Genomic DNA, 20,926 nt, shown 5'->3' with positions numbered 1-20,926 from the left:
GGCATTTTGTGATCATTGCCAATGACGCGTTTTCGCTTCTGAACTTTCGCGCGCCCCTGATCAGGGCCGTGCTCGCACGCGGCTGGCGTGTGACCGCCCTTGCCCCCAATTTTTCAGACGACCAGCGGCGGATCCTGACGGATATGGATGTCGCGGCGGAGGACTATCCGCTCAATCGGACCGGCATGAACCCCATTGCCGATATCGGTACCGTGCTTGCCCTTGCCCGAATTCTGCGGCGGCTGAAGGCGGATAGAGTATTTTCGTTCGCGATCAAGCCGGTGATCTACGGACTGATGGCCGCGCGATTGGCCGGCAATGTTCACGCTTATGGGCTGGTCGCCGGTCTCGGATATGCCTTTTCCGACAAAGGCGGGCCGAGGCAAAAGGCGGTGCGCTGGTTGACCTCAGGGCTCGCGCGCATTGCCATGAACGGCGCGCAGCGGGTGTTCTTTCAGAACCGGGATGACCTTGACGACCTCGTGAGATGGAACGTGATCCGCCGTGAGAAGGGCCTTGTCGTGGGCGCAACGGGTGTCCATCTCGCCGAGTGGCCGGTAGCCCCATTCCCAGAGGGGGAAGCGGTATTCCTGCTGGCGGCGAGGCTTGTGCGCGAGAAGGGCATTGTCGAGTTTGCCGAGGCGGCAAGGCGGATCAAGGCGGATTACCCGGAAGCCAGGTTCGTGCTGCTTGGCGGGCTGGACAGCAACCCCAACGCGCTAGCACGCGAGACTATCGAGGGCTGGAGCCATATTGAATGGGCCGGGCACGTGAGCAATGTGCGGGAATGGCTGGCCCGTTGCACCGTTTTCGTGCTGCCCAGTTATTATCGCGAGGGTGTTCCCCGCAGCACACAAGAGGCCATGGCGCTTGGGCGACCGGTTGTCACGACGGACTGGCCGGGTTGCCGGGAGACAGTCGTGGACGAACGGAACGGGTTCCTCATTCCCGTTCGGGATGATAGGGCACTGGAGGCGGCAATGCGTCGGTTTATCGATGATCCGGTCCTGGCCGAACGAATGGGGGCGGAAAGTCGCAGGATGGTGCTCGAGCGCTTCGATGCGGCTAGGATCAATGCCGGGCTGCTGGAGGCCATGGATATAGCGTGACCCCGAATACCTCACATATCCTGAACCAGGGCGGCACGTTGCGCGATCACCGTTTCATGCGGGATGTGCGCTTGTTCATCGTGCCCACGGTGGTTGCCATCGTGCTGCAGGGGGCGCTCTATGCGACGCTGTTGCGGCAGGCGGGGCGGAGCGACTGGCTAGTTCCGGTGGCGGTGATTGCCGGCGCGACGATCCTGTCGGCGCTGATGCTGACTGCGTTCAGGCGGCACCAATACCCGCTGACATCGTCTGCCTTGCTCACTGCCGCGATGTATTGCGTGGCAGTGACGGTCCTTTCGGCCCTGCGTATCCGCGTGAGTTATTTTGGCCTGACGCTTGCGGCGCCGATTGCCATCGGTTGCCTGGCCTATGCCAATATGCGGTTTCACAAGGCCATTTCGGACAATGTGGCCTTGCTGGAATTTCCCGGCGCGCAGGCGCTTGCCGTGTCGCTGGGGGTGCCGATCGCCAAGGAAAGCGACGAAATCGACCAGTTGCTGATCGATCCGGGCGAGCCGACCGAGCCGGGGCAATTAAACCGCTACTACATGCGTGGCGTCGAAATCGTGCCCTGGATGCTGTTTCTGGAAACGCGGCAGGGCCGGGTCGATGTGGCCAGCTTCGACATATCCCATATCCGGCTGTCGCCCACCCAGCTGCTCTATACCCGCGCCAAGCGCCTGCTGGACATCCTCGCCGTGCTGGTGACGCTGCCGATCACCGTGCCGCTATCCCTGCTGGTCGCCGGATTTATCCTGTTGCGGCACGGTCGCCCCGTGCTCTTCATCCAGAAGCGCTTCGGCTATGGCGGGCAGCACTTCTCGATGATGAAATTCCGCACCATGCATGAGGGCTCGGAGGGCCATTCGGCTGGCGTCGGCGACAAGCGGGTCTTTGCGGGCGGGCGCTTCCTGAGGCGGCTGAGGCTGGACGAGCTGCCACAGCTCTATAACGTGCTGATCGGCGAAATGAGCCTGATCGGGCCGCGGCCGGTATCGGATTTCGTGGCCACGCAATGCGAAGCGACCGAACCGAAATATGGGCTTCGCTATCTGGTGCAGCCGGGCATTACGGGGTGGGCGCAGGTCAACTCGGGATATGCGACAACCACCGAGGAGGAAATGCGCAAGCTGTCCTTCGATCTCTATTACATCAAGCACCAGTCCTTCGACCTTGATCTGCAGATCATTTTCCGCACGCTGCTGACACTGGTGCTGGGCAAGGGTGCGCGCTAGACCAGTCCGGTGCATGACTGATCTTGGGGTGGCGTTGTCGCTGGGCCGGGGCCAGAAACCACCCCCACCTAGCTCTGCTACGGCCCTGCGGGCCGAGCGGCGCTACCTGCCATTCGAGCGCAGCTCTCATGGCCTTTTCCGCTAAGATCGCTCCACTGGAGCGATCTTGCCTTCGGCCGCTTCAAAGCCCCTTCCAGGGGGAGGTGAAGAGGTTTGGAGCGTGGGTGTGCCATTTAATCGGCGAACCGCGCAATCCGACCGTGGCCACCGCGACGCAAGGTGCGCACTTTCCTGCCGGAAGGGGCGGGGAAGGTCTAGGCTCGTGCGGCGGGCCATGCTAAACCGCAGGCATCTCGACGCCAATTTCGGAATCGTTTCGTGGCCCAGTCCGGTATCAAGCAGTTTTTGACCGAAATCTTCTCCTGGTGGGGCGGCAATAGCTGGGGAACGCGGCTGTGGATTCGCCGGTTCGGCAGCTATGTCGGCTCGGATGAATTCGGCAACCGCTACTATTTCGACAAGAAGCACAACCGGCGCTACGTGACCTATGCCGGTGGCTTTGCGGATGCGTCGGCCATTCCGCCGGGCTGGCATGGGTGGATGCATCACCGGACCGATGTTCCGCCGGCCGATGCCAAATATGAGCCGCGCGCCTGGGAAAAGCCGCACCTGCCGAACATGACCGGCACCGCGGCGGCCTACCGGCCGGATGGCAGCCTGCTCAACAAGGGCGAGCGGCCACGCGTGACCGGCGACTATCAGGCCTGGTCGCCCGAATAAGGCGCGGGCGCGTTGCGGCAATTTCTTTTGGCTTTGTATCGGCCGCTGGCGGCAGCGATCGCCTTTTGCGGTCTGCTTGCCGTGCCGGCGCTGGGCCAGCCGCTGGCCAATCCGGTGGCGACCTTTGCCGGGCTGGACAAGATTACCGGCCGCATTACCCGATTTGATGTCTATGTCGATGAGACGGTGCTGTTCGGTGCGCTCGAGATCACGCCGCGCGCCTGCTATAATCGGCCATCGAGCGATACCTTGCAGCGCACATCGGCCTTTCTCGAGGTTGACCAACTGAGCCTTGATGGGTCCAGCGAGCGGATTTTCACCGGCTGGATGTTTGCCGACAGCCCGGCGCTCAATGCAGTGGACCATGCCGTCTATGACGTCTGGCTGATCGAGTGCAAGACCTCGACCAATGTGCCGCCGCCGGCTGACCGGTAAAAATTCGGGCGGTATGTCGAGGCGGGGCGGGTTCGCTCGTTGTTTGGCTAGAACCAGACCAACGAGGAGATCGATATGCTGACCCTACCGGAAATCGCGACGCGCGCCGCGCAGGCCTATGTCTATGTGCCCTTCACGGTGCGCATGAACCAGATGCAGCAGCCGGCCGGTGAGGGCTTTCCGCAGATTTTCGCGCATATCGCCAAGCATGGGCTGACGCCGGTGGGACCGGCTTTCTACAATTACCGGCGCATCGACATGTCCGACACGCTCGATGTCGAGGCCGGTATTGCCGTGGCGGCAGCCGGTCCGGAGGAGGGCAATGTCCGCAATGGGACGCTGCCGGAAGGGCGGTTCGTGTCGCTGACCTGGACCGGGCACCCGGACAAGCTGATGACCGTGACGGGGATGCTGATCGGCTGGCTCAAGGAAAGTGATACGGCGCTCGACGTGGCCGAAAAAGCCGATGGCGACCATTTTGCCTGCCGGCTCGAGCTTTATGAATCCGATCCCGCGGAGGTGCCTGACATGAATGAGTGGGTGACGACCCTGGCGTTCAAACTCAGGGATTAGGGCCTTCGTATTCGGGCCAAGCCTTTTTCTGTGTGCCTGCACACCCAGTTGAGCCCGGGCTGGCTGCCGGACATGGATCCCGGCCTGCGCCGGGATGACATCGTGTGGAGGAGAACCTTGGGCCAGCAGGCCTAAAACATCTCGTCCAGGGCGCAGTAGTAGCGGTAGCGGGTTTCGTCCCATTCGGCGCCATAGGCCGCAAGGAAGGCCGGGACGTGCTCCCGGCCGATATTGAACGCAATGCTTCGGCAGGCCAGGGCTAGGTCCTGCCAGGCGTCGGCGCGGCCCAGGCGGCCGCAATCGACGAGGCCGGAGAAGCGCTCGTCCAGCGCCAGGATGTTTGGGGTGGAGGCATCGCCATGGGTGACGATGGGGGTTTCCGTGCCCGGTCGATTGGCGTGGAGCCAGTCCAAAACCTGACGCCCGGTCCAGCCCTCGCGGTCGGTATCGAAATCGGTTGCGTCGACGAGGCCGGCCGCCAGCCGCTGTTCCGCTTCGGCGAGGCGCGCTTCGATCCCGTGATCAAAGGGGCATTGGGCGGGATCGAGCGCGTGGATGCGCTTGAGGCCCTGGGCATAGACGCGGACGAATGTCTCGGGGCGATCGGCCAGGTGGGTCAGGTCTTCTCCCGGAACGGCGCTCATCAGGAGCCAGAGCCGGTCCCTGGACTGCTCGGTGTCGACCACACGCGGGGACTTGAAACCCATGCGGGTCAGCCAGTTCAGCCGCTCGATTTCACCCGGCAGTTCGGCAAGGGCGTGCAGAGGCTCGCTCTTGAGGAAAACGGCGCTGCCATCGCCAAGGCTTATGCGCCAGACAGATGCGGACGATTCGCCGATGGTCACTTCGGACCAGGGCAGGGCCGCAAGCGGGCTCAGGCTTTCGGGGAGTTCAGTTGGGTCGATCATCTGGGTTCGTCCATGGCCGACCAGTCCGCCTCGGTGGTCAGCGCTTCGGCAAGCCTGTCCTCATAGTCGGCGCGGGTGATTTCCACGCCGCCCAGCGAGGCGAGGTGGTCTGTGAGAAATTGTGTGTCGAGCAGCCTGTAGCCGCCGGCATTGAGCCGGTCGACCAGATGCGCCATGGCCAGCTTGGAGGCGTCGGTGCGGCGGTGAAACATGGATTCGCCGAAAAAGGCTGAGCCGATCGCCAATCCATAGAGGCCGCCGACGAGGTCTTCGCCGTCCCAGACTTCGACCGTATGGGCAATTCCGCGGCGGAAAAGCTCGCCATAGACCTGGCGGATGGTGCCGTTGATCCAGGTGGTGTCGCGATCTGCGCCCACGGTGGCGCAGGCCTCGATGACGCCGTCCCAATCATAATCGACGCGGACCTGCCAGCCGGCCTTTCGCATGGTCTTGCGCAGGCTGCGGCTCATGTGAAAGCCGTCGAGCGGGATGATCCCTCGCAGCTCCGGGCTCACCCAGAATATGTTCTGGTCGGCCGCGTCCTCCGCCATTGGAAAAATGCCGGCGCGATAGGCGCGGATGATCAGCTCGGGGGTGATGTCGATGTGAAACGGATCGGGGCGGTGGGCCATGCTTGCGTCCCTCTTCGTCCGCTGCGAAACGCTAAGGCAGCGCAATAAGCCACGGCCACCGAGTGTACCATTCGAGCATGGCTCTCATGGCCCCGCCTAAATTCGCTCCACTGGAGCGAATTTGCCTTCGGCACGGCGAGAACCCCTCACCCTGGTTTTCTGCTGGACGCAGAAAACCTGTCCCTCTCCCACAAGGGGAGAGGGATGAAAGGGCTCAGGCCTTGTTTGCGGCCAGGAATTTTTCCAGCCAGTGAATGTCGTAATTTCCGGCCAGGATGTCGGGTTCCTTGATGAGACGCTGGAACAGGGGCAGGGTGGTCTTGACCCCATCGACGACGAATTCGTCGACGGCACGGCTCAGGCGCTTGAGGCATTCTTCGCGCGTGCGGCCATAGACGATCAGCTTGCCGATCAGCGAGTCGTAATAGGGCGGAATTTTATAGCCCTGATAGACGGCGGAATCGACGCGGACGCCGACGCCACCGGCGGGGTGGTAGAAGGTGATCGTGCCAGGCGAGGGCGCAAAGGTCTGCGGGTCCTCGGCATTGATGCGCACTTCGATGGCATGGCCATAGAATTGCACCTTGTCCTGGGTCATCGACAGCTTTTCGCCCGATGCGACCTTGATCTGCTCATAGACGATGTCGATGCCGGTGATGCGCTCGGTGACCGGGTGCTCCACCTGCAGGCGCGTGTTCATTTCGATGAAATAGAACTCGCCGTTCTCGTAGAGGAACTCGATGGTGCCGGCGCCGGAATATTTGAGCTTGCGCATGGCGGCAGCGCAGATTTCGCCGATTTCGTCGCGTTCCTTGGGCGAAATGGTGGGGCCGCCCGCTTCCTCCCAGACCTTCTGGTGGCGGCGCTGCAGCGAGCAATCGCGGACGCCGAGGTGGACGGCATTGCCCTGGCCATCGCCCAGCACCTGGACCTCGATGTGGCGCGGCTTGCCGAGATATTTTTCCATATAGACAGAGTCGTTGCCGAAGGCTGCCTTGGCTTCGGAACGCGCGGTCGACCAGGCAACCAGCAGTTCCTTTTCGGACTGGGCCACCTTCATGCCGCGCCCGCCGCCACCGGCTGTCGCCTTGATCAGCACCGGATAGCCGATGTCCTTGGCGGTCTTGAGGGCCTGCTGCTCGGTTTCGACGGCACCGGCCGAACCCGGGACCACTGGAATACCCAGTTCCACGGCGGTCTTCTTGGCGGTGATCTTGTCGCCCATGATCTCGATGTGATGCGCGGAGGGACCGATGAAGGTCACCTTGTGCTCTTCGAGGATCTTGGCGAAGCGGGCGTTTTCGGACAGGAAGCCGTAGCCGGGATGCACGGCGTCGGCGCCGGTGATTTCGCAGGCGGCGAGCAGTGAGGGGATGTTGAGATAGCTGTCCTTGGCCGAGTTGGGGCCAATGCAGACGCTCTCATCGGCCAGGCGCACATGCATGGCATTGGCGTCGGCAGTCGAGTGGACGGCGACGGTCTGGATGCCCATTTCCTTGCAGGCGCGCAGAATGCGCAGGGCGATTTCGCCGCGATTGGCGATCAGGACCTTCTGGAACATGAAAAGCCCCCTTTACTCGATGACGACGAGCGGCTCGCCATATTCAACCGGCTGGGCGTCATCCACCAGAATGCGGGTGACGGTGCCCGAACGGTGGGCCGGAATCTGGTTCATGGTCTTCATCGCTTCGATGATGAGAACCGTCTGGCCCTCGCTCACCTTGCCACCGACTTCCACGAAGGACGGCTTGCCCGGCTCGGGCGAACGATAGGCGGTGCCGACCATCGGCGAGGTCAGGGTGCCGGGATTGGACGCCAGATCCTCGGCCTTGGCGGGAGCAGCGGCAGGCACGGAGCCACTGGGTGCGCTCGGTGCGGCGGCCGGTGCGGCGCCCTGGGGGGCGGCCATGTATTGCACCGGGGCCGGGGCATAGGCAGGGGCCTCATTGGGATAGGACCGGGTCACGCGGACGCGCAGGTCTTCCTGCTCAATCTCGATCTCGGCGAGATTTTCCTTGTTCAGCAGTTCGGCGATAGCGCGGATCAGATCCTGATCCACCTGCGATGACTTGGTCATTTTTTCATTCTCCCGGCTCTTCGCGTCGAGTCGTTATTTGAGTTTTTCGGCCAAAGCTTGCAGGGCCAGTTTATACCCCAGCGAACCAAAGCCGCAAATGACGCCATAGGCGACACTTGAGACATAAGAATGGTGCCGGAATGGCTCCCGCTGGTGGATGTTGGTCAGGTGGACTTCCGCAGCCGGCAAGGCCACGGCCCGCAACGCGTCGTGAATGGCGACGGAGGTGTGGGAATAGGCGGCCGGATTGATGAGGATGGCATCGGCGGTTTTGCGGGCGTCCTGTATCCAGGTCACCAGCTCGCCTTCGTGGTTGGACTGACGGAAATCGACCGACAGGCCGAGTTCATCGCCGGTGGCCTTGCACAGCGCTTCCACGTCCCGGAGGGTTTCCGAGCCATATGTGCCTGGCTCGCGTGTGCCGAGCAGGTTGAGGTTCGGGCCGTTGAGGACGAGAACGCGTTTTGCCATGATCCAAGCCTTGTGCACCGGCGCTATCGACCGGCGCAAGGGCGGTTACACGAAATGCACTGAAAACGCTAGGGTTTGAAAGGCCTGCGCTCAGCCGCAGTCCGATTTTCCGCATTCGCGCATATTGGCGATCCGTGCCCGCAGGTCGTCGGCGCCGATGGCGCCGGGAATGATCTCGTTACCGATGATGTAGGTCGGGGTGCCGGTGATGCCGAGCGCCTGGGCGATCTTGTAGGAATTCTGGATGGTTTCGCTGACCTCGGGCTCCTGCATCCGCAATTCGAGACTGACGCGGGAGAGGCCGAGATCGGCGGCGGCGGCGAGTGCAACTTCCTTGTCGACCTGCGCGCGGCTGGTGAACAGGGCCTCGTGGAAAGCCCAGTAGTCGATGCCTTCTTCTTCGCCCACCAGGACGGCAACGCGGGCGGCATCCACCGACTCGGCGGAGAGAATGGGAAATTCCTTGAGGATGACCTTGAGGTTCGGGTCTTCCGCCAGAAGGGTTGCCAGATCGGGCAGGGCGCTGCGGCAGTAACCGCAATTGTAGTCGAAGAACTCGACCAGCGTGACATCACCCTCCGGATTGCCGAGGATGACGTGGTCATCGGCGTCATAGATGGCGGAGCGGAACTCGGCGATGGCCGACTGGGCCCGCTCCTGTTCCTCGGTGCGGAGCGTGTCGTCCAGGGCTACCGACATGCGCTGGAGGAGCTTGGGGTCGCTCATCAGGTAGGTTTCGATCATCGGATTGAGCACGGCGGGGTCGATTTCGGCCGTCTCGGTGACGTCCGGTTCGGCGGCTTCGCGCTCGGTCAGGATGCCCTCGACAATGGCCCGCACGGCGGCCTCGTCGGTCTGTGGCTCCGGCCGGTTGAGCTGGGAATATCCCAGGGCGCCAGCAAGGATGCCCACCAGGGCGACGAGGACGAGGGAAAGGCGGTTCATTGCGGAAAGCTCCGTGCGAGTCGGCTCGGTTCTAGCAGAACACGGCCAAACTAGCAGCCGATGATGCACGCATCCTTTCGCCCGGCATCAATTGTTGTTGAGGCCGGGAGCATCTGCGGTTAGTCCGGGGGCACGGGTTTCGGAGACAGCATGACGACGACAAGTGCCGACGGGCTGATGCCCTTTTATGCGATGGAAATCCTCAATCGGGCGCGCGCGCTCGAGGCCGAGGGGCGGAGCATCTGCCACCTGGAGCTGGGCGAGCCGGGCCAGCCGCCAGCGCCGCGCGTGCTGGAGGCCGTAGCCAAGGCCCTGCCCGACCCGCAGGGCTATACCAATGCCAAGGGGCTGCTCGCGCTGCGGCAAGGGTTGGCCGCGTATTATTCCAGCCAGCATGGCGTGGCCGTCGATCCCGAACTGATGCTGGCGACGATGGGATCGTCGTCGGGCTTCGTGCTGGCATTTCACACCGCCTTCCGGCCCGGGGCGCGCATTGCCATCACGCGGCCGGGCTATCCGGCCTATGTGAACACATTGCTGGGGCTGGGATTTGGCGTGGCCGAAATCCCGGTTTCGGCGGCCAATGGCTGGCACCTGACCGGCGCGGACATTGCGGCTGCCCATGCGCTTCAGCCTTTCGAGGGCCTGCTGTTTGCCAGCCCTGCCAATCCAACCGGAGCGGCGGTGGACCGCAAGCAACTGGCGGACATTGTAGACACCTGCGCGCGCCTGGGCGTGCGGCTGATTTCGGACGAAATCTATCATGGTCTCGACTATCGGGGGGCGTCGGTCAGTGCGCTCGAATTGACCCGCGACGCCATCGTCATCAACAGTTTCTCGAAATATTACTGCATGACCGGCTGGCGGATCGGCTGGATGGTGCTGCCCGAAGACCTGATCAGGCGGGGCGAGATCCTGCAGCAGAACCTCTTCATATCGGCGCCGACGCTGAGCCAGATCGCTGCCCGTGTCGCGCTGGGTGAGCGTGACTATGCAGAAGAGCAGAAGGCCGCCTATGCGCAGAACCGGACATTGCTGGCCGATGGCCTGCGCGAAATCGGGTTCGACCTGGCGTCCGCCGGCGATGGCGCCTTCTATGCCTATGCGGGCATTCGGGATTTTGCCAATGATTCCATGCGCTTTTGCCTCGACATGCTGCAGCAGGCCGGCGTGGCGGCGACGCCGGGTGTCGACTTCGACCGTTCGGAGGGCAATGGCTTTGTGCGGTTCAGTTTTGCCGGGACGCGGCCGAGCATAGAGATGGCGCTCGAGCGCCTTCGGGCTTTCGTCCGGGCCGGATCGTGAGACCATGATCATACCCAGGCTGACCACCGAGCGGCTGGTGCTGCGGGCTCCCGAGATGACCGACTGGCCGGACTATGCCGCCTTTCTGGCGTCGGAGCGGTCGCGGTTCATGGGTGGTCCCTTCGCCGGGTGGGCCGCATGGGGCATGTTCAGCAGCGATGTGGCCATGTGGTCGCTCTATGGGCATGGCGCGCTGATGATCGATCGTCGTGACACCGGGGTCTGCGTCGGGCAGGTGGGCATCAATCACGGGCCGATGTTTCCGGAAAAGGAACTCGGCTGGTTGCTCTATGCCGGTCACGAGGGCAAGGGCTATGCGACCGAAGCCGGCGCTGCCATGCGCGACTGGGCATTCACGACGCTGGGTCTTGAAACGCTTGTGAGCTATTTCGACGCCAGCAACAGCAGGTCCATGGCGGTTTCGGCCAGGCTTGGCGGGGTGCGCGACCCGGAGGCGCGCACGCAGGACGAGGGCGATGTCGTGTTCCGATACAATCGCGGCGACGACCGGCGCTAAGAAAAAGGGCGGCCCTGGGGCCGCCCTCTGCATTTTCTAGCCCAGACCCAGGCGGCGCTGCCACCAGCCGACTTTTTTCTTCTTTTCAGGCTCGGCGGTGTCGCTCTCCTCGGCAACCGGGGCCGGTGCCTCCGGCGCGGCACTGGAGGTCACGACAACACCCTCGGGCGGGAGTTCCTTCTTCACGCGACGGCTGCGGGCCGGCTTCTTGGCGGGCTCGGCTTCCTCGGCCACGGGTTCCGCGGCAGGGGCGGCCTCGGCGACGGCGGCAGCGGGGGCAGCCTCGGCCGGTTCGGCCTTCTTGCGGGTGCGCGGCTTGCGCTTCGGCTTCTCGGCCGCAGCGGGCTCTGCCTCGGCCTCCACCGGCGTGGTTTCGGCAGGAGCGCTGTCCTCGGTCTCGACGACCTTCTTGCGGCGCGACCGCTTGGGCTTCTCGGCGGGCTTTTCCTCGGCGGTAGCTTCGGAAGCCTCTGTCTCGGCCGGCTCGTCAAGCTCGACGTGATCGACAATGGCTTCGCTCGGCGCCCCGACAGCGGCTGCGGCGCCCTCGGTCTGTTGATCCTGACCATCGCGACGATTGCGGCGTCCGCCACGGCGGCCACGGCGACGGCGGCGGCGGGGTTCGCCATCGGCATCGGTCTCGCCCTCGGCGGTTTCGCGAGCGGTCTCGGTGTCCTCGCCCTCGTCATCGCCGGATTCGGGCGTTTCGGCCGCGTCGTCGGACTGCTGCTGGGGCTGGTCGCCATTGCGGCCACCACGGCGGCGTCGGCGGCGGCGCCGGCGGCCGGAGCCTTCGCCTTCACCGGCTTCGGTGCGTTCCTCGGCGGCTTCGGATTCGGCCTCTTCGACCTCTTCCTCTTCGGCGTCCTCGATGACGGCGCTATCGACGCGCACATGGGCAGCGGCGCGCTGATCGGCATAGGCAGAGGCGCGGGCCTCGCCCTTTTCGATGGCGAACTGGTGACCCGTCATCTTGCCATCGGCGGTGATGGTGATGGAGAGGTTGTTGCGCATTTCAAGCTGCGAAAGGGTCTCGCGCTTGTAGTTGAGGATGTAGAGGGCGACCTCTACCGGCACGCGGACATTGATCGACTGACCCTGCTTGCGCAGGACGTGGTCCTCGATGTGGCGCATGATCATCAGCGCCAGGCTTTCGGTGGACCGCACGAGGCCGGTGCCATCGCAGATCGGGCACTTGTGGGTCGACGATTCCACCACGCCGAAGCGGATGCGCTGGCGGCTCATTTCCATGAGGCCAAAGTGGCTGATGCGGCCCACCTGGATGCGGGCTCGATCGTCCTTGAGGCAATCCTTGAGCTTGCGCTCGACGGCCCGGTTGGACCGGTTCTCCATCATGTCGATGAAGTCGATGACGATGAGGCCGGCCAGATCGCGCAGGCGCAATTGGCGGGAGACTTCTTCGGCGGCTTCCAGATTGGTCTGGAGGGCGGTGTCCTCGATATTGTGCTCCTTGGTGGAGCGGCCCGAGTTCACGTCGATGGAGACGAGGGCTTCGGTCGGGTTGATGACGATATAGCCGCCCGAGGGCAGGGTGACCGTGGGCGAGAACATCTGATCGAGCTGGTTCTCGACGCCGTACTTGGAAAAGAGCGGCTGCTCTTCGCCATAGGGTTTCACGTTCTTGGCGTGGGACGGCATGATCATCTTCATGAAGTCCTTGGCCTCGCGATAGGCGCCATCGCCTGCCACGAGAACTTCATCGATGTCCTTGTTGTAGAGGTCGCGGATGGTCCGCTTGATCAGGCTGCCCTCTTCATAGACGAGGCAGGGGGCCTGGCTCTGCAGGGTCAGCGTGCGGACGCTTTCCCACAGGCGCATGAGATATTCGAAGTCGCGCTTGACCTCGGCCTTGGTGCGCGAGGCACCGGCCGTGCGCAGGATCACGCCCATGCCCTGCGGCACTTCGAGATCTGCTGTGATTTCCTTGAGGCGCTTGCGGTCGGCGGCGTTGGTGATCTTGCGGGAAATGCCACCGCCACGAGCGGTATTGGGCATCAGCACCGAATAGCGACCGGCAAGGGAAAGGTAGGTGGTCAGGGCCGCGCCCTTGTTGCCGCGCTCTTCCTTGACGACCTGCACCAGCATGACCTGCCGGCGCTTGACGACTTCCTGGATCTTGTACTGGTGCCGGCGCTGCTGGCCTGAACGGCGGCGTTCCGGCACTTCCTCGAGCGCATCGGCGCCACCGATCGATTCGACCGGTTCGCTGCTGGCCGGAGCCTGCTCGATATGGCTGTCTTCGCCGTGTTCCTGCGGATCGGCCTCGGCCTCGGCTTCAACCACGCCTTCGGGGACCGAGACGGTGTCTTCGGTCTCTTCGTGGTGGTCATCCTCGTGCTGTTCGTCGCGCAGCAGGGCTTCGCGATCGGCTACGGGGATCTGGTAATAGTCCGGATGGATTTCGCTGAAAGCGAGGAAACCGTGGCGATTGCCGCCATATTCGACGAAAGCCGCCTGCAGGCTTGGCTCAACGCGCGTGACCTTTGCGAGGTAAATGTTCCCCCGCAACTGGCGGCGGGTCGCCGATTCAAAGTCGAATTCCTCAAGCCGGTTACCGGCTGTAACTACAATCCGTGTTTCTTCCGGGTGGATGGCATCCACCAGCATTCTCTTGGTCGCCATAATGCACTCCGCGCACCCGCGCGCCGACAAGCGAGCGCGGTAAGACCGGACTGCTCATTCTGGCGCATTGCGGGGCGAATGGGTTGAGAGTTGAATGGCGCGAACCTCTCACGTTCTGCGCCTTGATAATTCCGGTCGTGGCCCCGAGAAGGTGCGAAGCAAAACGGCAATCGACTGCTGCGATCGCGTCACGCTTTGTCCGCCTGCGGGCCATCTGACCTCTTCCTATTGGGCGCCGATGGGGATCAGCACCGTCCGGCCTTGCGGCCGAAATTCTTCTGTGAGGCGCTGAAATTGCCGCTTTCCTCCAGACTCGCATCCGAACTAAGGGATGGATCTGGCCTGCTTCGCAGCGCCGTGAACAAAAGTTTTGTTCATCCTGGCGGGTCGCGAAGCACACGCGCCTGCATCTTTAGCGTGTAGGGGTGTTGCGGTTGAATGGCAACAAGAAAGTCAAAATTGCCGCTGCGGCGTGCTTTGTGATGACGGCTTTCTTGGCCATCCGCGCAAATCATCGCATAAGGCCGTGTTTGCCGAAGATTCGCCGCATTGCACCAGGTATTGCACGCGACACGCCGACGGGAGCCCGGTCGAGTTTGACCACGACAAATCTCATACGCCTGCTGACCCTTCTCGTGCTGTTCATCGGCCTGGCCGTGCCGGGCCATGCGCAGGAGGAGAGCGCGGCCGATCCAGCCGCCGAAACGCCAGCCGAAGTGGCGCTGCCCAATGTCATCGATGCCCGAGTGACATCAGCCGAGGACCGGGCGCGTCTGGTCATCGACCTCGCCGCGCGCACCGAATTTGCCTTTGTGTCGCTGACCGGTCCCGACCGGCTCGCCATCGATGTGCGGGCAGGCACGTTTTCGGTGCCGGAACCTGAGGGGGTACCTGCGGGCGATGCGGGACTGGTCTCGGGCTATGTGGTCGAGCAGGCTGGTCCGGACCGCATCCGCACGACGCTGACCCTTGCGGCGCCGGCCCAGGTGCAACAGGCCTATGTGCTCGATCCGTTCGAGGATCAGCCGGCGCGACTGGTCGTTGACCTGATCCCGGCTACGGCCGAGGAATTTGCCGCCAATGTCGAGCGTGACCTCAGCACTTCGGCCAGCCTCAGCCAGCCAGCACAATCCACGCCGGCCGGTGGATCGGAGCTGGCGATTGCCACCAAGCCCCTGGTGGTCATCGACCCCGGACATGGGGGTATCGACAGCGGCGCGGAGGCCTCGGGCGGCATCAAGGAAAAGGACATTGTCCTCGCCTTTTCGCTGCGCCTGCAGGAATTGCTGATGGAATCGGGCCGGTTCGACGTGGCGCTGACGCGGGAAGACGACACCTATCTGCGCCTTGAAGAGAGGGTCGCGCTGGCGCGGGGGAACAAGGCGGACCTGTTCATTTCCATCCATGCCGACAGTTTCCAGCAACCCGAAATCCGTGGCGCAAGCGTCTATACGCGCGATGAAAACGCCACGGACGTGCTGGACAAGGTTCTCGCCGACAATGAAAACAAGTCCGACGTCATTGCCGGCTTCTCGATGCCGCAACTGACGCCGGAGGTGGTCGATATCCTTGTCGACCTGATGCGCCGCGAGATGCGGGTGCAGTCTTTCCGTGCTGCTCAGGCCATCGTGCATCAGCTCGAGCCCAGCGTGGCCCTGCGCCGGTTTCCGGTGCGCCAGGCAGATTTTTTCGTGCTGCAATCGCCCGATGTTCCTTCGGTGCTGGTGGAACTCGGCTTCCTCTCCAATGCCAGCGACATGGCAAACCTGATGCAGTCGGACTGGCGGGATCGCACCGCCGACGCGCTGGCGCGCGGGATTTCGACTTATTTCGATGATCTCGAGGATGAAGAGTGATGTGCCTGGACACGTCCGCGGGATCAACTTCGGCCGCCAAACCTGATATGATCGGGTGCTGGACGCCACAATGCGTCGTCCGGGAGCGATAGGCGGAAATGCTCAGACTACTTGGTTGGCTCTTCGGTTTTGGGGTGTTTGCGGGCCTGGCCGGCGTTGCCGTGGCCGCCGTTTACCTCAATACGGTGATTGCCGAACTGCCCGACTATACGGTCCTGCAGGACTATCAGCCGCCGGTCACGACGCGCGTCCATGCCGCCGATGGCACGCTGCTGGCCGAATATGCCCGCCAGAGGCGGCTGTTCCAGCCTATTGAAACGGTGCCGCCGCTGGTGGTTCAGGCCTTTCTTTCGGCCGAAGACAAGGATTTCTACAATCACAACGGTATCGCTGTTGATGGCGTGATGCGCGCGGTGCGCGACAATCTCATGGCCTATCTCAACGGCAACCGATCCATCCAGGGTGGCGGTTCCTCGATCACCCAGCAGGTGGCCAAGAATTTCCTGCTCAGCTTCGAGCAGACCTGGGATCGCAAAATCCAGGAAGCGCTACTGGCGCTGCGTATCGAGAGCACCTTTACCAAGGACAAGATCCTCGAGCTCTATCTCAACGAGATTTTCATGGGTTCGGTCGGTGGCCAGACCTATGGCGTGGCGGCTGCAGCGCTCAACTATTTCGACAAGGCGCTCTATCAACTGACGCTGGGCGAGGCGGCGTACCTTGCGGCCCTGCCCAAGGGCGCGAACAATTATCATCCCTTCCGCTTCCCCGAGGCGGCAATCGAGCGGCGCAACTGGGTCATCGATCTCATGGTCGAGAATGGCTATGTGACCAGCGCGGAAGCCGAGATCGCCAAGGCGGAGCCTTTGAACGTCGTGCCGCGGACCGGCGGCAGCCAGGTTTATTCGGCCGAGTATTTCACCGAGGAAGTGCGGCGCGAGCTGGCCAAGCTCTATGGCGAGGACCAGCTCTATGGCGGCGGCCTTTCCGTGCGCACCACGCTTGAGCCTCGCCTGCAGGAATATGCGCGGCGCGCGCTGATGGATGGGTTGATCGAATTCGATCACACCAAAGGTTTCCGCGCGCCGGTGGCGACCGTGGCCATTGGCGAGGACTGGGGCGTTGATGTCGCCAGCGTCCGCCCGCTCAGCGACGTGCCGGAGTGGCAGCTTGCCGTGGTGCTGGAAATGGGCGCCAACGAAGCGCGGATCGGCCTGCGTCCTGAATCCGATGCGGGTGGCGGGGTGTCCCCGGAGCGTGTCGAGGGCACTCTGTCGGGGCCAGAAATCCGATGGGTTTCCAAGCCTTTGCAGGATATTCTGGATGTGGGAGATGTGGTCTATGTCTCGCCGGTATCCGGCAAGGACGGCATCTATACCCTCGAGCAGGTGCCCGAGATCGAGGGTGCACTGGTGGCCATGGACCCGCGCACCGGGCGCGTGCTGGCCATGGTTGGTGGCTTTTCCTTTGCCGAGAGCGAGTTCAACCGCGCCACCCAGGCGCTGCGGCAGCCGGGTTCATCGTTCAAGCCGATCGTCTATGCGGCCGCGCTCGACAATGGCTATACGCCGGCCTCGGTCGTGCTGGATGCGCCGGTCGAGGTGCGGATGAGCGACGGTTCAGTCTGGCGGCCGGAAAACTATTCGCAGGAATTTTATGGCCCGCAGACGCTGCGTCGCGGCATCGAGCGCAGCCGAAACGTCATGACGGTACGGCTGGCACGCGATATCGGCATGCCGCTGATCGCCGATTATGCCAAGCTGTTCGGCATCTACGACAATATGCAGCCGGTGCTGGCCATGGCCCTCGGCGCCGGCGAGACCACGGCCATGCGCATGACGGCGGCTTATGCCACCATCGCCAATGGCGGCCGCAAGATCGTGCCGACCATGATCGACCGTATTCAGGATCGCTACGGCACCACCGTCTATCGCCATGACGAGCGGGCCTGTGATGGCTGCGCTGCTGCCGACTGGCATGGGCAGGGCGAGCCGCGCATCATCGACAACCGGCAACAGGTGCTCGATCCGATGACGGCCTATCAGATCACCTCGATGATGGAAGGCGTCGTGCAGCGCGGCACCGGCACTGCCGCACGGGCCCTGAACCGCCCGGTGGCCGGCAAGACCGGCACCACCAATGACTACAAGGATGCCTGGTTCGTTGGCTTCACGCCGGAATTGGCCGTTGGCGTCTATATCGGCTACGACCAGCCGCGCTCGATGGGGTCATCCTCGACCGGCGGCGGCATGGCGGTGCCCATTTTCACCAATTTCATGGCCAAGGCCATGCAGGGCCGCCCGCCCACGCCGTTCAACGTGCCGCAGGGCATGTCCACCGCCTGGATCAGCGCCAGCAGCGGCGCCAAGGCCTATGAGGGGGAAGCTGCCGTGCTCGAGGCCTTCAAGCCGGGTACGGGGCCGAACCTGATGACCTCGGTCATCGGCATCGACGTCAATGCCTATGATGCCATCCAGCGCGAACAGATGATGCAGCAGCAATATGGCGGCGGTTTCACCAATACGCGGCCGAGTGGAAACGGCACCTTCCTGACCCCATCGTTCAATCAGTTCTGAACTGCGAAATCGCGGCCAAGCCCAGTTGCGCGTCCATTGCGAGTGCGATAGGAACCGAGCCCGTGCCCCTCTGGCGGAATGGTAGACGCAGAGGACTCAAAATCCTCCGCCGCGAGGCGTGCCGGTTCGAGTCCGGCGGGGGGCACCATATTCCTCATATTGCGATAGTGATCAGGCGCCAAGCCATTGGCGGACCAGATAGACCACGAGCACGCCGCTGGCCATGGCCGCAAAGAGATTGCGGGTGACGAGGAACATGGCGGCGGTCGCCAGAGCGGCGAGCGCCTCGGCGGGGCCACCGGTGAGAATCGCCGGGGCAACCAAGGCAGCGAGCACGGCACCGGGTATGTGCCGGAGCCAAGCCGCGGCGAAACCCTCGCGCGGGAGCCGGTCGGCCAGAAGCAGGCCACCGGCCTTGATGGCGATCGTGGCAATGGCCATGCCCAGAATGGCAATGATGGCCTCAGGTGAGCTGTGCACGGCGGCGGACCTCCATCAGGGCGCCGGCGAAACTGCCTGCAAGGCCGCCGAGCAGAATGTGCCAGCTGCCTTCGACATGCCGGGCGGTCACCACTGCGACCGCGGCGGCGACAAGCCAGGGCAGGATGTCGCCGCGGCCGCGCCACATGCCGAGCAGCAGGGCCAGGAAGGTCGCGGTGAAGGCGAAGTCCAGCCCCCAGCGGGCCGGGTCGTCAATGGCCGAGCCAAGCCCGTAGCCGATCAGGTTGGTGGACATCCAGGATATCCAGGCGAGCACGCCGCCGCCCATGAGAAAGGCCACGCTGCCACCGCCGCGCGCCATGGCGGCCACGGTCATGGCCCAGTTTTCGTCGGTCACGAGATACATGCCGAGGGCACGCGCGCCGAGACGTCCGGGCGGATAGAGCGGGCGCAGGGTGGCGGTCAGCAGCAGATAGCGCAGGTTGACGATCAGGGCCGCAAGGACCAGCGGGCCAATGGGCAGGCTCTCCGGTGTCTGCGTCCACAGGTCGAGGGCGACAAACTGGGCTGATCCGGCAAAGACCAGGCCGCTCATCATCGCGACCTCGATCAGCGACAGACCGGCGCCGCGCGCCAGCACGCCCCAGACCAGGCCATAGGCGGCCACCGACACGGCCACGGGCAGGCAGGCGCGAGCCCCGGCAAGGAACTGGGTCGTGAGCGATGGGGCAGGGCTGGCGTCTTTGTGCATCGGACTTGATCAGAAGGGGCGCAATTTCAAGCCGAACCGGCTGGGTGCGTTTGTTCAAGGCGCTGTAGCATGGACCGGGCCGGTATGGGCAGCACAAGTTTGCGCCGGTGGAACATGGGGCCATTGACGACTTTCGGCGTCGGGCGTAGGCAGGCGCTTGCATCACGCTCAGCCTCCAGCGCCCGTCCAGCCGGCACCGTTATCGGTGTGAACAGGTCCCTCCGGCACCTTCATCAGAAGACCCTGCCGTCCATGGGGCCCGCGCGGTGATGCACCACGCGATTTCTACTGGAGCACTTTCATGACGTCCGTTCCGATCCGCCCCCTCTGGCAGCGGTTTGCCATTTTCCTCGTGCCGCTGATGGCATCCAATATCCTGCAGGCGCTGTCTGGCACGATCAATTCGATCTATGTGGGGCAGATGATCGGCGTGGAGGCCCTGGCGGCCACCGCGACGTTTTTCCCAATCATGTTTTTCCTGATGAGTTTCATAATCGGCCTTTCGGCTGGGTCGACGGTCCTTGTCGGCCAGGCCTGGGGCGCACGCAATGTCGACAAGGTCAAGCAGGTGGCCGGCACGACCCTTTTCGCAGCCCTGGTTCTGGGCGTAGTGGTGGCCGTTATCGGTGGCATCTGGGCGGAGAATATTCTCGGCGTGCTGGGCGCCCCCGACAATATCCGCGACCTGGCCGTCGGCTATGCCCGCATCGTCTTGATCGGCATGCCCGGCTTTTTCCTGTTCCTGGTGGTGACCTCTGTGCTGCGCGGGGTCGGGGACACCATCACGCCGCTGTTTTCGCTGATCATGTCCATGGTGGTCAGCCTGATCGTGACGCCGGCGCTCATCCAGGGCTGGTTCGGCCTGCCGCAACTGGGCGTGGATTCCGCCGCGTTCGCCATGATCGCGGGCTTCCTGACGGTCCTCATCTTCCTCTTCATCTATATGCGGGCCCGCAAGATGCCCTTGGCGCCGGATGCGACGCTGCTGGCGGCGGTTGTGCGACCCGATATCAAGCTCCTGGGACTGATCCTGAAACTCGGCATCCCGGCCGGCCTGCAGATGGTGATTTCCTCCATCGCCGGAATCGTGGTCGTCGGGCTGGTGAACCGGTTCGGCTCGGATGCGACGGCGGCCTACGGTGCGCTGGGGCAGGTGATGAGCTATGTGCAGTTTCCGGCCATGTCCATCGGCATCGCGGCCTCGATTTTTGCCGCACAGGCCATCGGCGCCCGCAATGTCGATCAGATCGGGGCCATCACCCGTACGGCGCTCGGTCTCAACCTGGTGATCACCGGCAGCCTCATTGCGCTGGCCTATCTCTTCAGCCAGCACGTCGTGGCGCTGTTCATCACCGATCCGGCTGTGGTGGAGCTGACCGAGACGCTGCTGCACGTGGTGCTGTGGAGCATCCTGTGCTTCGGGTGGAGCGTGGTGTTTTCGGGCATCATGCGGGCGAGCGGAACGGTCTATGCGCCAATGATGCTGTCTTTGGCCTGTATCCTGCTGATCGAGCTGCCGGGGGCCATCTGGCTCAGCCAGACCGAATTGGGCCTGGCGGGCATCTGGGTGGCCTATGCGGCAAGCTTTACCATGATGATGGTGCTGCAGGCGGCCTGGTATCAGTTCGTCTGGAAGCGAAAGGCAATCGTGGCGCTCATCTGAGCGCCACTC

Annotated in this window: 19 protein-coding genes and 1 tRNA gene; 11 read left to right on the top strand and 9 right to left on the bottom strand. The window is 63.4% G+C overall.

All coding sequences use genetic code 11. The annotated features are described in order from the left end of the window. Positions 1-8: 8 nt before the first annotated feature. From KIT02_RS04225 to KIT02_RS04205, 5 genes are all read left to right on the top strand, one after another. The gene (locus KIT02_RS04225) at positions 9-1,109 is read left to right on the top strand and encodes a glycosyltransferase family 4 protein (protein ID WP_297582632.1); all 1,101 of its coding nucleotides are present in this window, start codon (positions 9-11) and stop codon (positions 1,107-1,109) included. Beyond that, the gene (locus tag KIT02_RS04220) at positions 1,106-2,344 is read left to right on the top strand and encodes a sugar transferase (protein WP_297582629.1); all 1,239 of its coding nucleotides are present in this window, start codon (positions 1,106-1,108) and stop codon (positions 2,342-2,344) included. Before KIT02_RS04225 ends, KIT02_RS04220 begins: the two co-directional genes overlap by 4 nt. Before the next feature lie 393 nt (positions 2,345-2,737). Continuing rightward, on the top strand, positions 2,738-3,124 hold the full coding sequence (locus tag KIT02_RS04215) for an NADH:ubiquinone oxidoreductase subunit NDUFA12 (RefSeq protein ID WP_297585107.1): 387 nt from the start codon (positions 2,738-2,740) through the stop codon (positions 3,122-3,124). Positions 3,125-3,151: 27 nt separating this feature from the next. Next, positions 3,152-3,559 (top strand): DUF2155 domain-containing protein, encoded by a 408-nt coding sequence (locus KIT02_RS04210; protein WP_297582626.1) that lies wholly within the window; start codon positions 3,152-3,154, stop codon positions 3,557-3,559. A 75-nt stretch (positions 3,560-3,634) separates the two neighbouring features. After that, complete coding sequence (locus KIT02_RS04205) at positions 3,635-4,132, top strand: GyrI-like domain-containing protein (protein WP_297582623.1); 498 nt, start codon at positions 3,635-3,637, stop codon at positions 4,130-4,132. Between the two features lie 131 nt (positions 4,133-4,263). On the opposite strand, the gene KIT02_RS04200 is transcribed toward KIT02_RS04205, so the two are convergent. From KIT02_RS04200 to KIT02_RS04175, 6 genes are all read right to left on the bottom strand, one after another. Further along, a complete protein-coding gene (locus KIT02_RS04200) occupies positions 4,264-5,040 on the bottom strand; it encodes an APH(3') family aminoglycoside O-phosphotransferase (protein ID WP_297582620.1) in 777 nt (258 codons plus the stop codon). Further along, on the bottom strand, positions 5,037-5,672 hold the full coding sequence (aat, locus tag KIT02_RS04195; protein WP_297582618.1) for a leucyl/phenylalanyl-tRNA--protein transferase: 636 nt from the start codon (positions 5,670-5,672) through the stop codon (positions 5,037-5,039). The genes KIT02_RS04200 and aat overlap by 4 nt, the downstream gene beginning before the upstream one ends. Positions 5,673-5,886: 214 nt before the next feature. Beyond that, complete coding sequence (gene accC, locus KIT02_RS04190) at positions 5,887-7,233, bottom strand: acetyl-CoA carboxylase biotin carboxylase subunit (RefSeq protein ID WP_297582616.1); 1,347 nt, start codon at positions 7,231-7,233, stop codon at positions 5,887-5,889. Positions 7,234-7,245: 12 nt separating this feature from the next. After that, complete coding sequence (accB, locus tag KIT02_RS04185) at positions 7,246-7,749, bottom strand: acetyl-CoA carboxylase biotin carboxyl carrier protein (RefSeq protein WP_297582614.1); 504 nt, start codon at positions 7,747-7,749, stop codon at positions 7,246-7,248. A gap of 33 nt (positions 7,750-7,782) precedes the next feature. Then, positions 7,783-8,220, bottom strand: coding sequence for a type II 3-dehydroquinate dehydratase (aroQ, locus tag KIT02_RS04180; protein WP_297582613.1), 438 nt, complete (start codon positions 8,218-8,220; stop codon positions 7,783-7,785). A gap of 90 nt (positions 8,221-8,310) precedes the next feature. Next, the gene (locus KIT02_RS04175) at positions 8,311-9,165 is read right to left on the bottom strand and encodes a DsbA family protein (protein WP_297582611.1); all 855 of its coding nucleotides are present in this window, start codon (positions 9,163-9,165) and stop codon (positions 8,311-8,313) included. Between the two features lie 150 nt (positions 9,166-9,315). Between KIT02_RS04175 and KIT02_RS04170 the strand changes: the two genes are divergently transcribed. After that, the gene (locus KIT02_RS04170) at positions 9,316-10,470 is read left to right on the top strand and encodes an aminotransferase class I/II-fold pyridoxal phosphate-dependent enzyme (protein ID WP_297582609.1); all 1,155 of its coding nucleotides are present in this window, start codon (positions 9,316-9,318) and stop codon (positions 10,468-10,470) included. 4 nt (positions 10,471-10,474) lie between these two features. Next, on the top strand, positions 10,475-10,987 hold the full coding sequence (locus tag KIT02_RS04165; protein ID WP_297582607.1) for a GNAT family N-acetyltransferase: 513 nt from the start codon (positions 10,475-10,477) through the stop codon (positions 10,985-10,987). A 36-nt stretch (positions 10,988-11,023) separates the two neighbouring features. Here KIT02_RS04165 and KIT02_RS04160 read toward each other — a convergent pair whose 3' ends face one another. Beyond that, positions 11,024-13,630 carry a ribonuclease E/G gene (locus KIT02_RS04160; protein WP_297582604.1) on the bottom strand — a complete coding sequence of 869 codons (2,607 nt, stop codon included), beginning with the start codon at positions 13,628-13,630 and terminating at the stop codon, positions 11,024-11,026. A gap of 596 nt (positions 13,631-14,226) precedes the next feature. On the opposite strand from KIT02_RS04160, the gene KIT02_RS04155 reads away from it, so the two are divergent. The 3 genes from KIT02_RS04155 (at position 14,227) to KIT02_RS04145 (ending at position 18,210) form a co-directional block, all read left to right on the top strand. Further along, positions 14,227-15,486 (top strand): N-acetylmuramoyl-L-alanine amidase, encoded by a 1,260-nt coding sequence (locus tag KIT02_RS04155; RefSeq protein WP_297582601.1) that lies wholly within the window; start codon positions 14,227-14,229, stop codon positions 15,484-15,486. A 98-nt stretch (positions 15,487-15,584) separates the two neighbouring features. Then, positions 15,585-18,062: a penicillin-binding protein 1A gene (locus KIT02_RS04150; protein ID WP_297582598.1), complete on the top strand. Its 2,478-nt coding sequence runs from the start codon at positions 15,585-15,587 to the stop codon at positions 18,060-18,062. 64 nt (positions 18,063-18,126) lie between these two features. Continuing rightward, positions 18,127-18,210, top strand: a tRNA-Leu gene (locus tag KIT02_RS04145). Between the two features lie 23 nt (positions 18,211-18,233). On the opposite strand, the gene KIT02_RS04140 is transcribed toward KIT02_RS04145, so the two are convergent. Next, positions 18,234-18,542, bottom strand: a complete 309-nt coding sequence (locus KIT02_RS04140; protein ID WP_297582595.1) for an AzlD domain-containing protein — start codon at positions 18,540-18,542, stop codon at positions 18,234-18,236. Beyond that, positions 18,526-19,254: an AzlC family ABC transporter permease gene (locus KIT02_RS04135; protein WP_297582593.1), complete on the bottom strand. Its 729-nt coding sequence runs from the start codon at positions 19,252-19,254 to the stop codon at positions 18,526-18,528. Before KIT02_RS04135 ends, KIT02_RS04140 begins: the two co-directional genes overlap by 17 nt. A gap of 301 nt (positions 19,255-19,555) precedes the next feature. On the opposite strand from KIT02_RS04135, the gene KIT02_RS04130 reads away from it, so the two are divergent. Then, a complete protein-coding gene (locus KIT02_RS04130; RefSeq protein WP_297582591.1) occupies positions 19,556-20,917 on the top strand; it encodes an MATE family efflux transporter in 1,362 nt (453 codons plus the stop codon). Positions 20,918-20,926: the final 9 nt, after the last annotated feature.

This window comes from Devosia sp. (genome assembly GCF_025809055.1).
Lineage (GTDB): Bacteria > Pseudomonadota > Alphaproteobacteria > Rhizobiales > Devosiaceae > Devosia.
The sequence above is the reverse complement of the archived record's forward strand: the minus strand, read 5'-3'. Positions and strand labels throughout refer to the sequence as shown.

Coding starts and splice junctions, on each gene's coding strand:
- KIT02_RS04165 (WP_297582607.1), top strand. CDS start 10,475: ATGATCATACCCAGGCTGACCACCGAGCGGCTGGTGCTGCGGGCTCCC.
- aat (WP_297582618.1), bottom strand. CDS start 5,672: ATGGCCCACCGCCCCGATCCGTTTCACATCGACATCACCCCCGAGCTG.
- aroQ (WP_297582613.1), bottom strand. CDS start 8,220: ATGGCAAAACGCGTTCTCGTCCTCAACGGCCCGAACCTCAACCTGCTC.
- accC (WP_297582616.1), bottom strand. CDS start 7,233: ATGTTCCAGAAGGTCCTGATCGCCAATCGCGGCGAAATCGCCCTGCGC.
- KIT02_RS04160 (WP_297582604.1), bottom strand. CDS start 13,630: ATGGCGACCAAGAGAATGCTGGTGGATGCCATCCACCCGGAAGAAACA.
- KIT02_RS04205 (WP_297582623.1), top strand. CDS start 3,635: ATGCTGACCCTACCGGAAATCGCGACGCGCGCCGCGCAGGCCTATGTC.
- KIT02_RS04135 (WP_297582593.1), bottom strand. CDS start 19,254: ATGCACAAAGACGCCAGCCCTGCCCCATCGCTCACGACCCAGTTCCTT.
- KIT02_RS04175 (WP_297582611.1), bottom strand. CDS start 9,165: ATGAACCGCCTTTCCCTCGTCCTCGTCGCCCTGGTGGGCATCCTTGCT.
- KIT02_RS04130 (WP_297582591.1), top strand. CDS start 19,556: ATGACGTCCGTTCCGATCCGCCCCCTCTGGCAGCGGTTTGCCATTTTC.
- KIT02_RS04150 (WP_297582598.1), top strand. CDS start 15,585: ATGCTCAGACTACTTGGTTGGCTCTTCGGTTTTGGGGTGTTTGCGGGC.
- KIT02_RS04200 (WP_297582620.1), bottom strand. CDS start 5,040: ATGATCGACCCAACTGAACTCCCCGAAAGCCTGAGCCCGCTTGCGGCC.
- KIT02_RS04170 (WP_297582609.1), top strand. CDS start 9,316: ATGACGACGACAAGTGCCGACGGGCTGATGCCCTTTTATGCGATGGAA.
- accB (WP_297582614.1), bottom strand. CDS start 7,749: ATGACCAAGTCATCGCAGGTGGATCAGGATCTGATCCGCGCTATCGCC.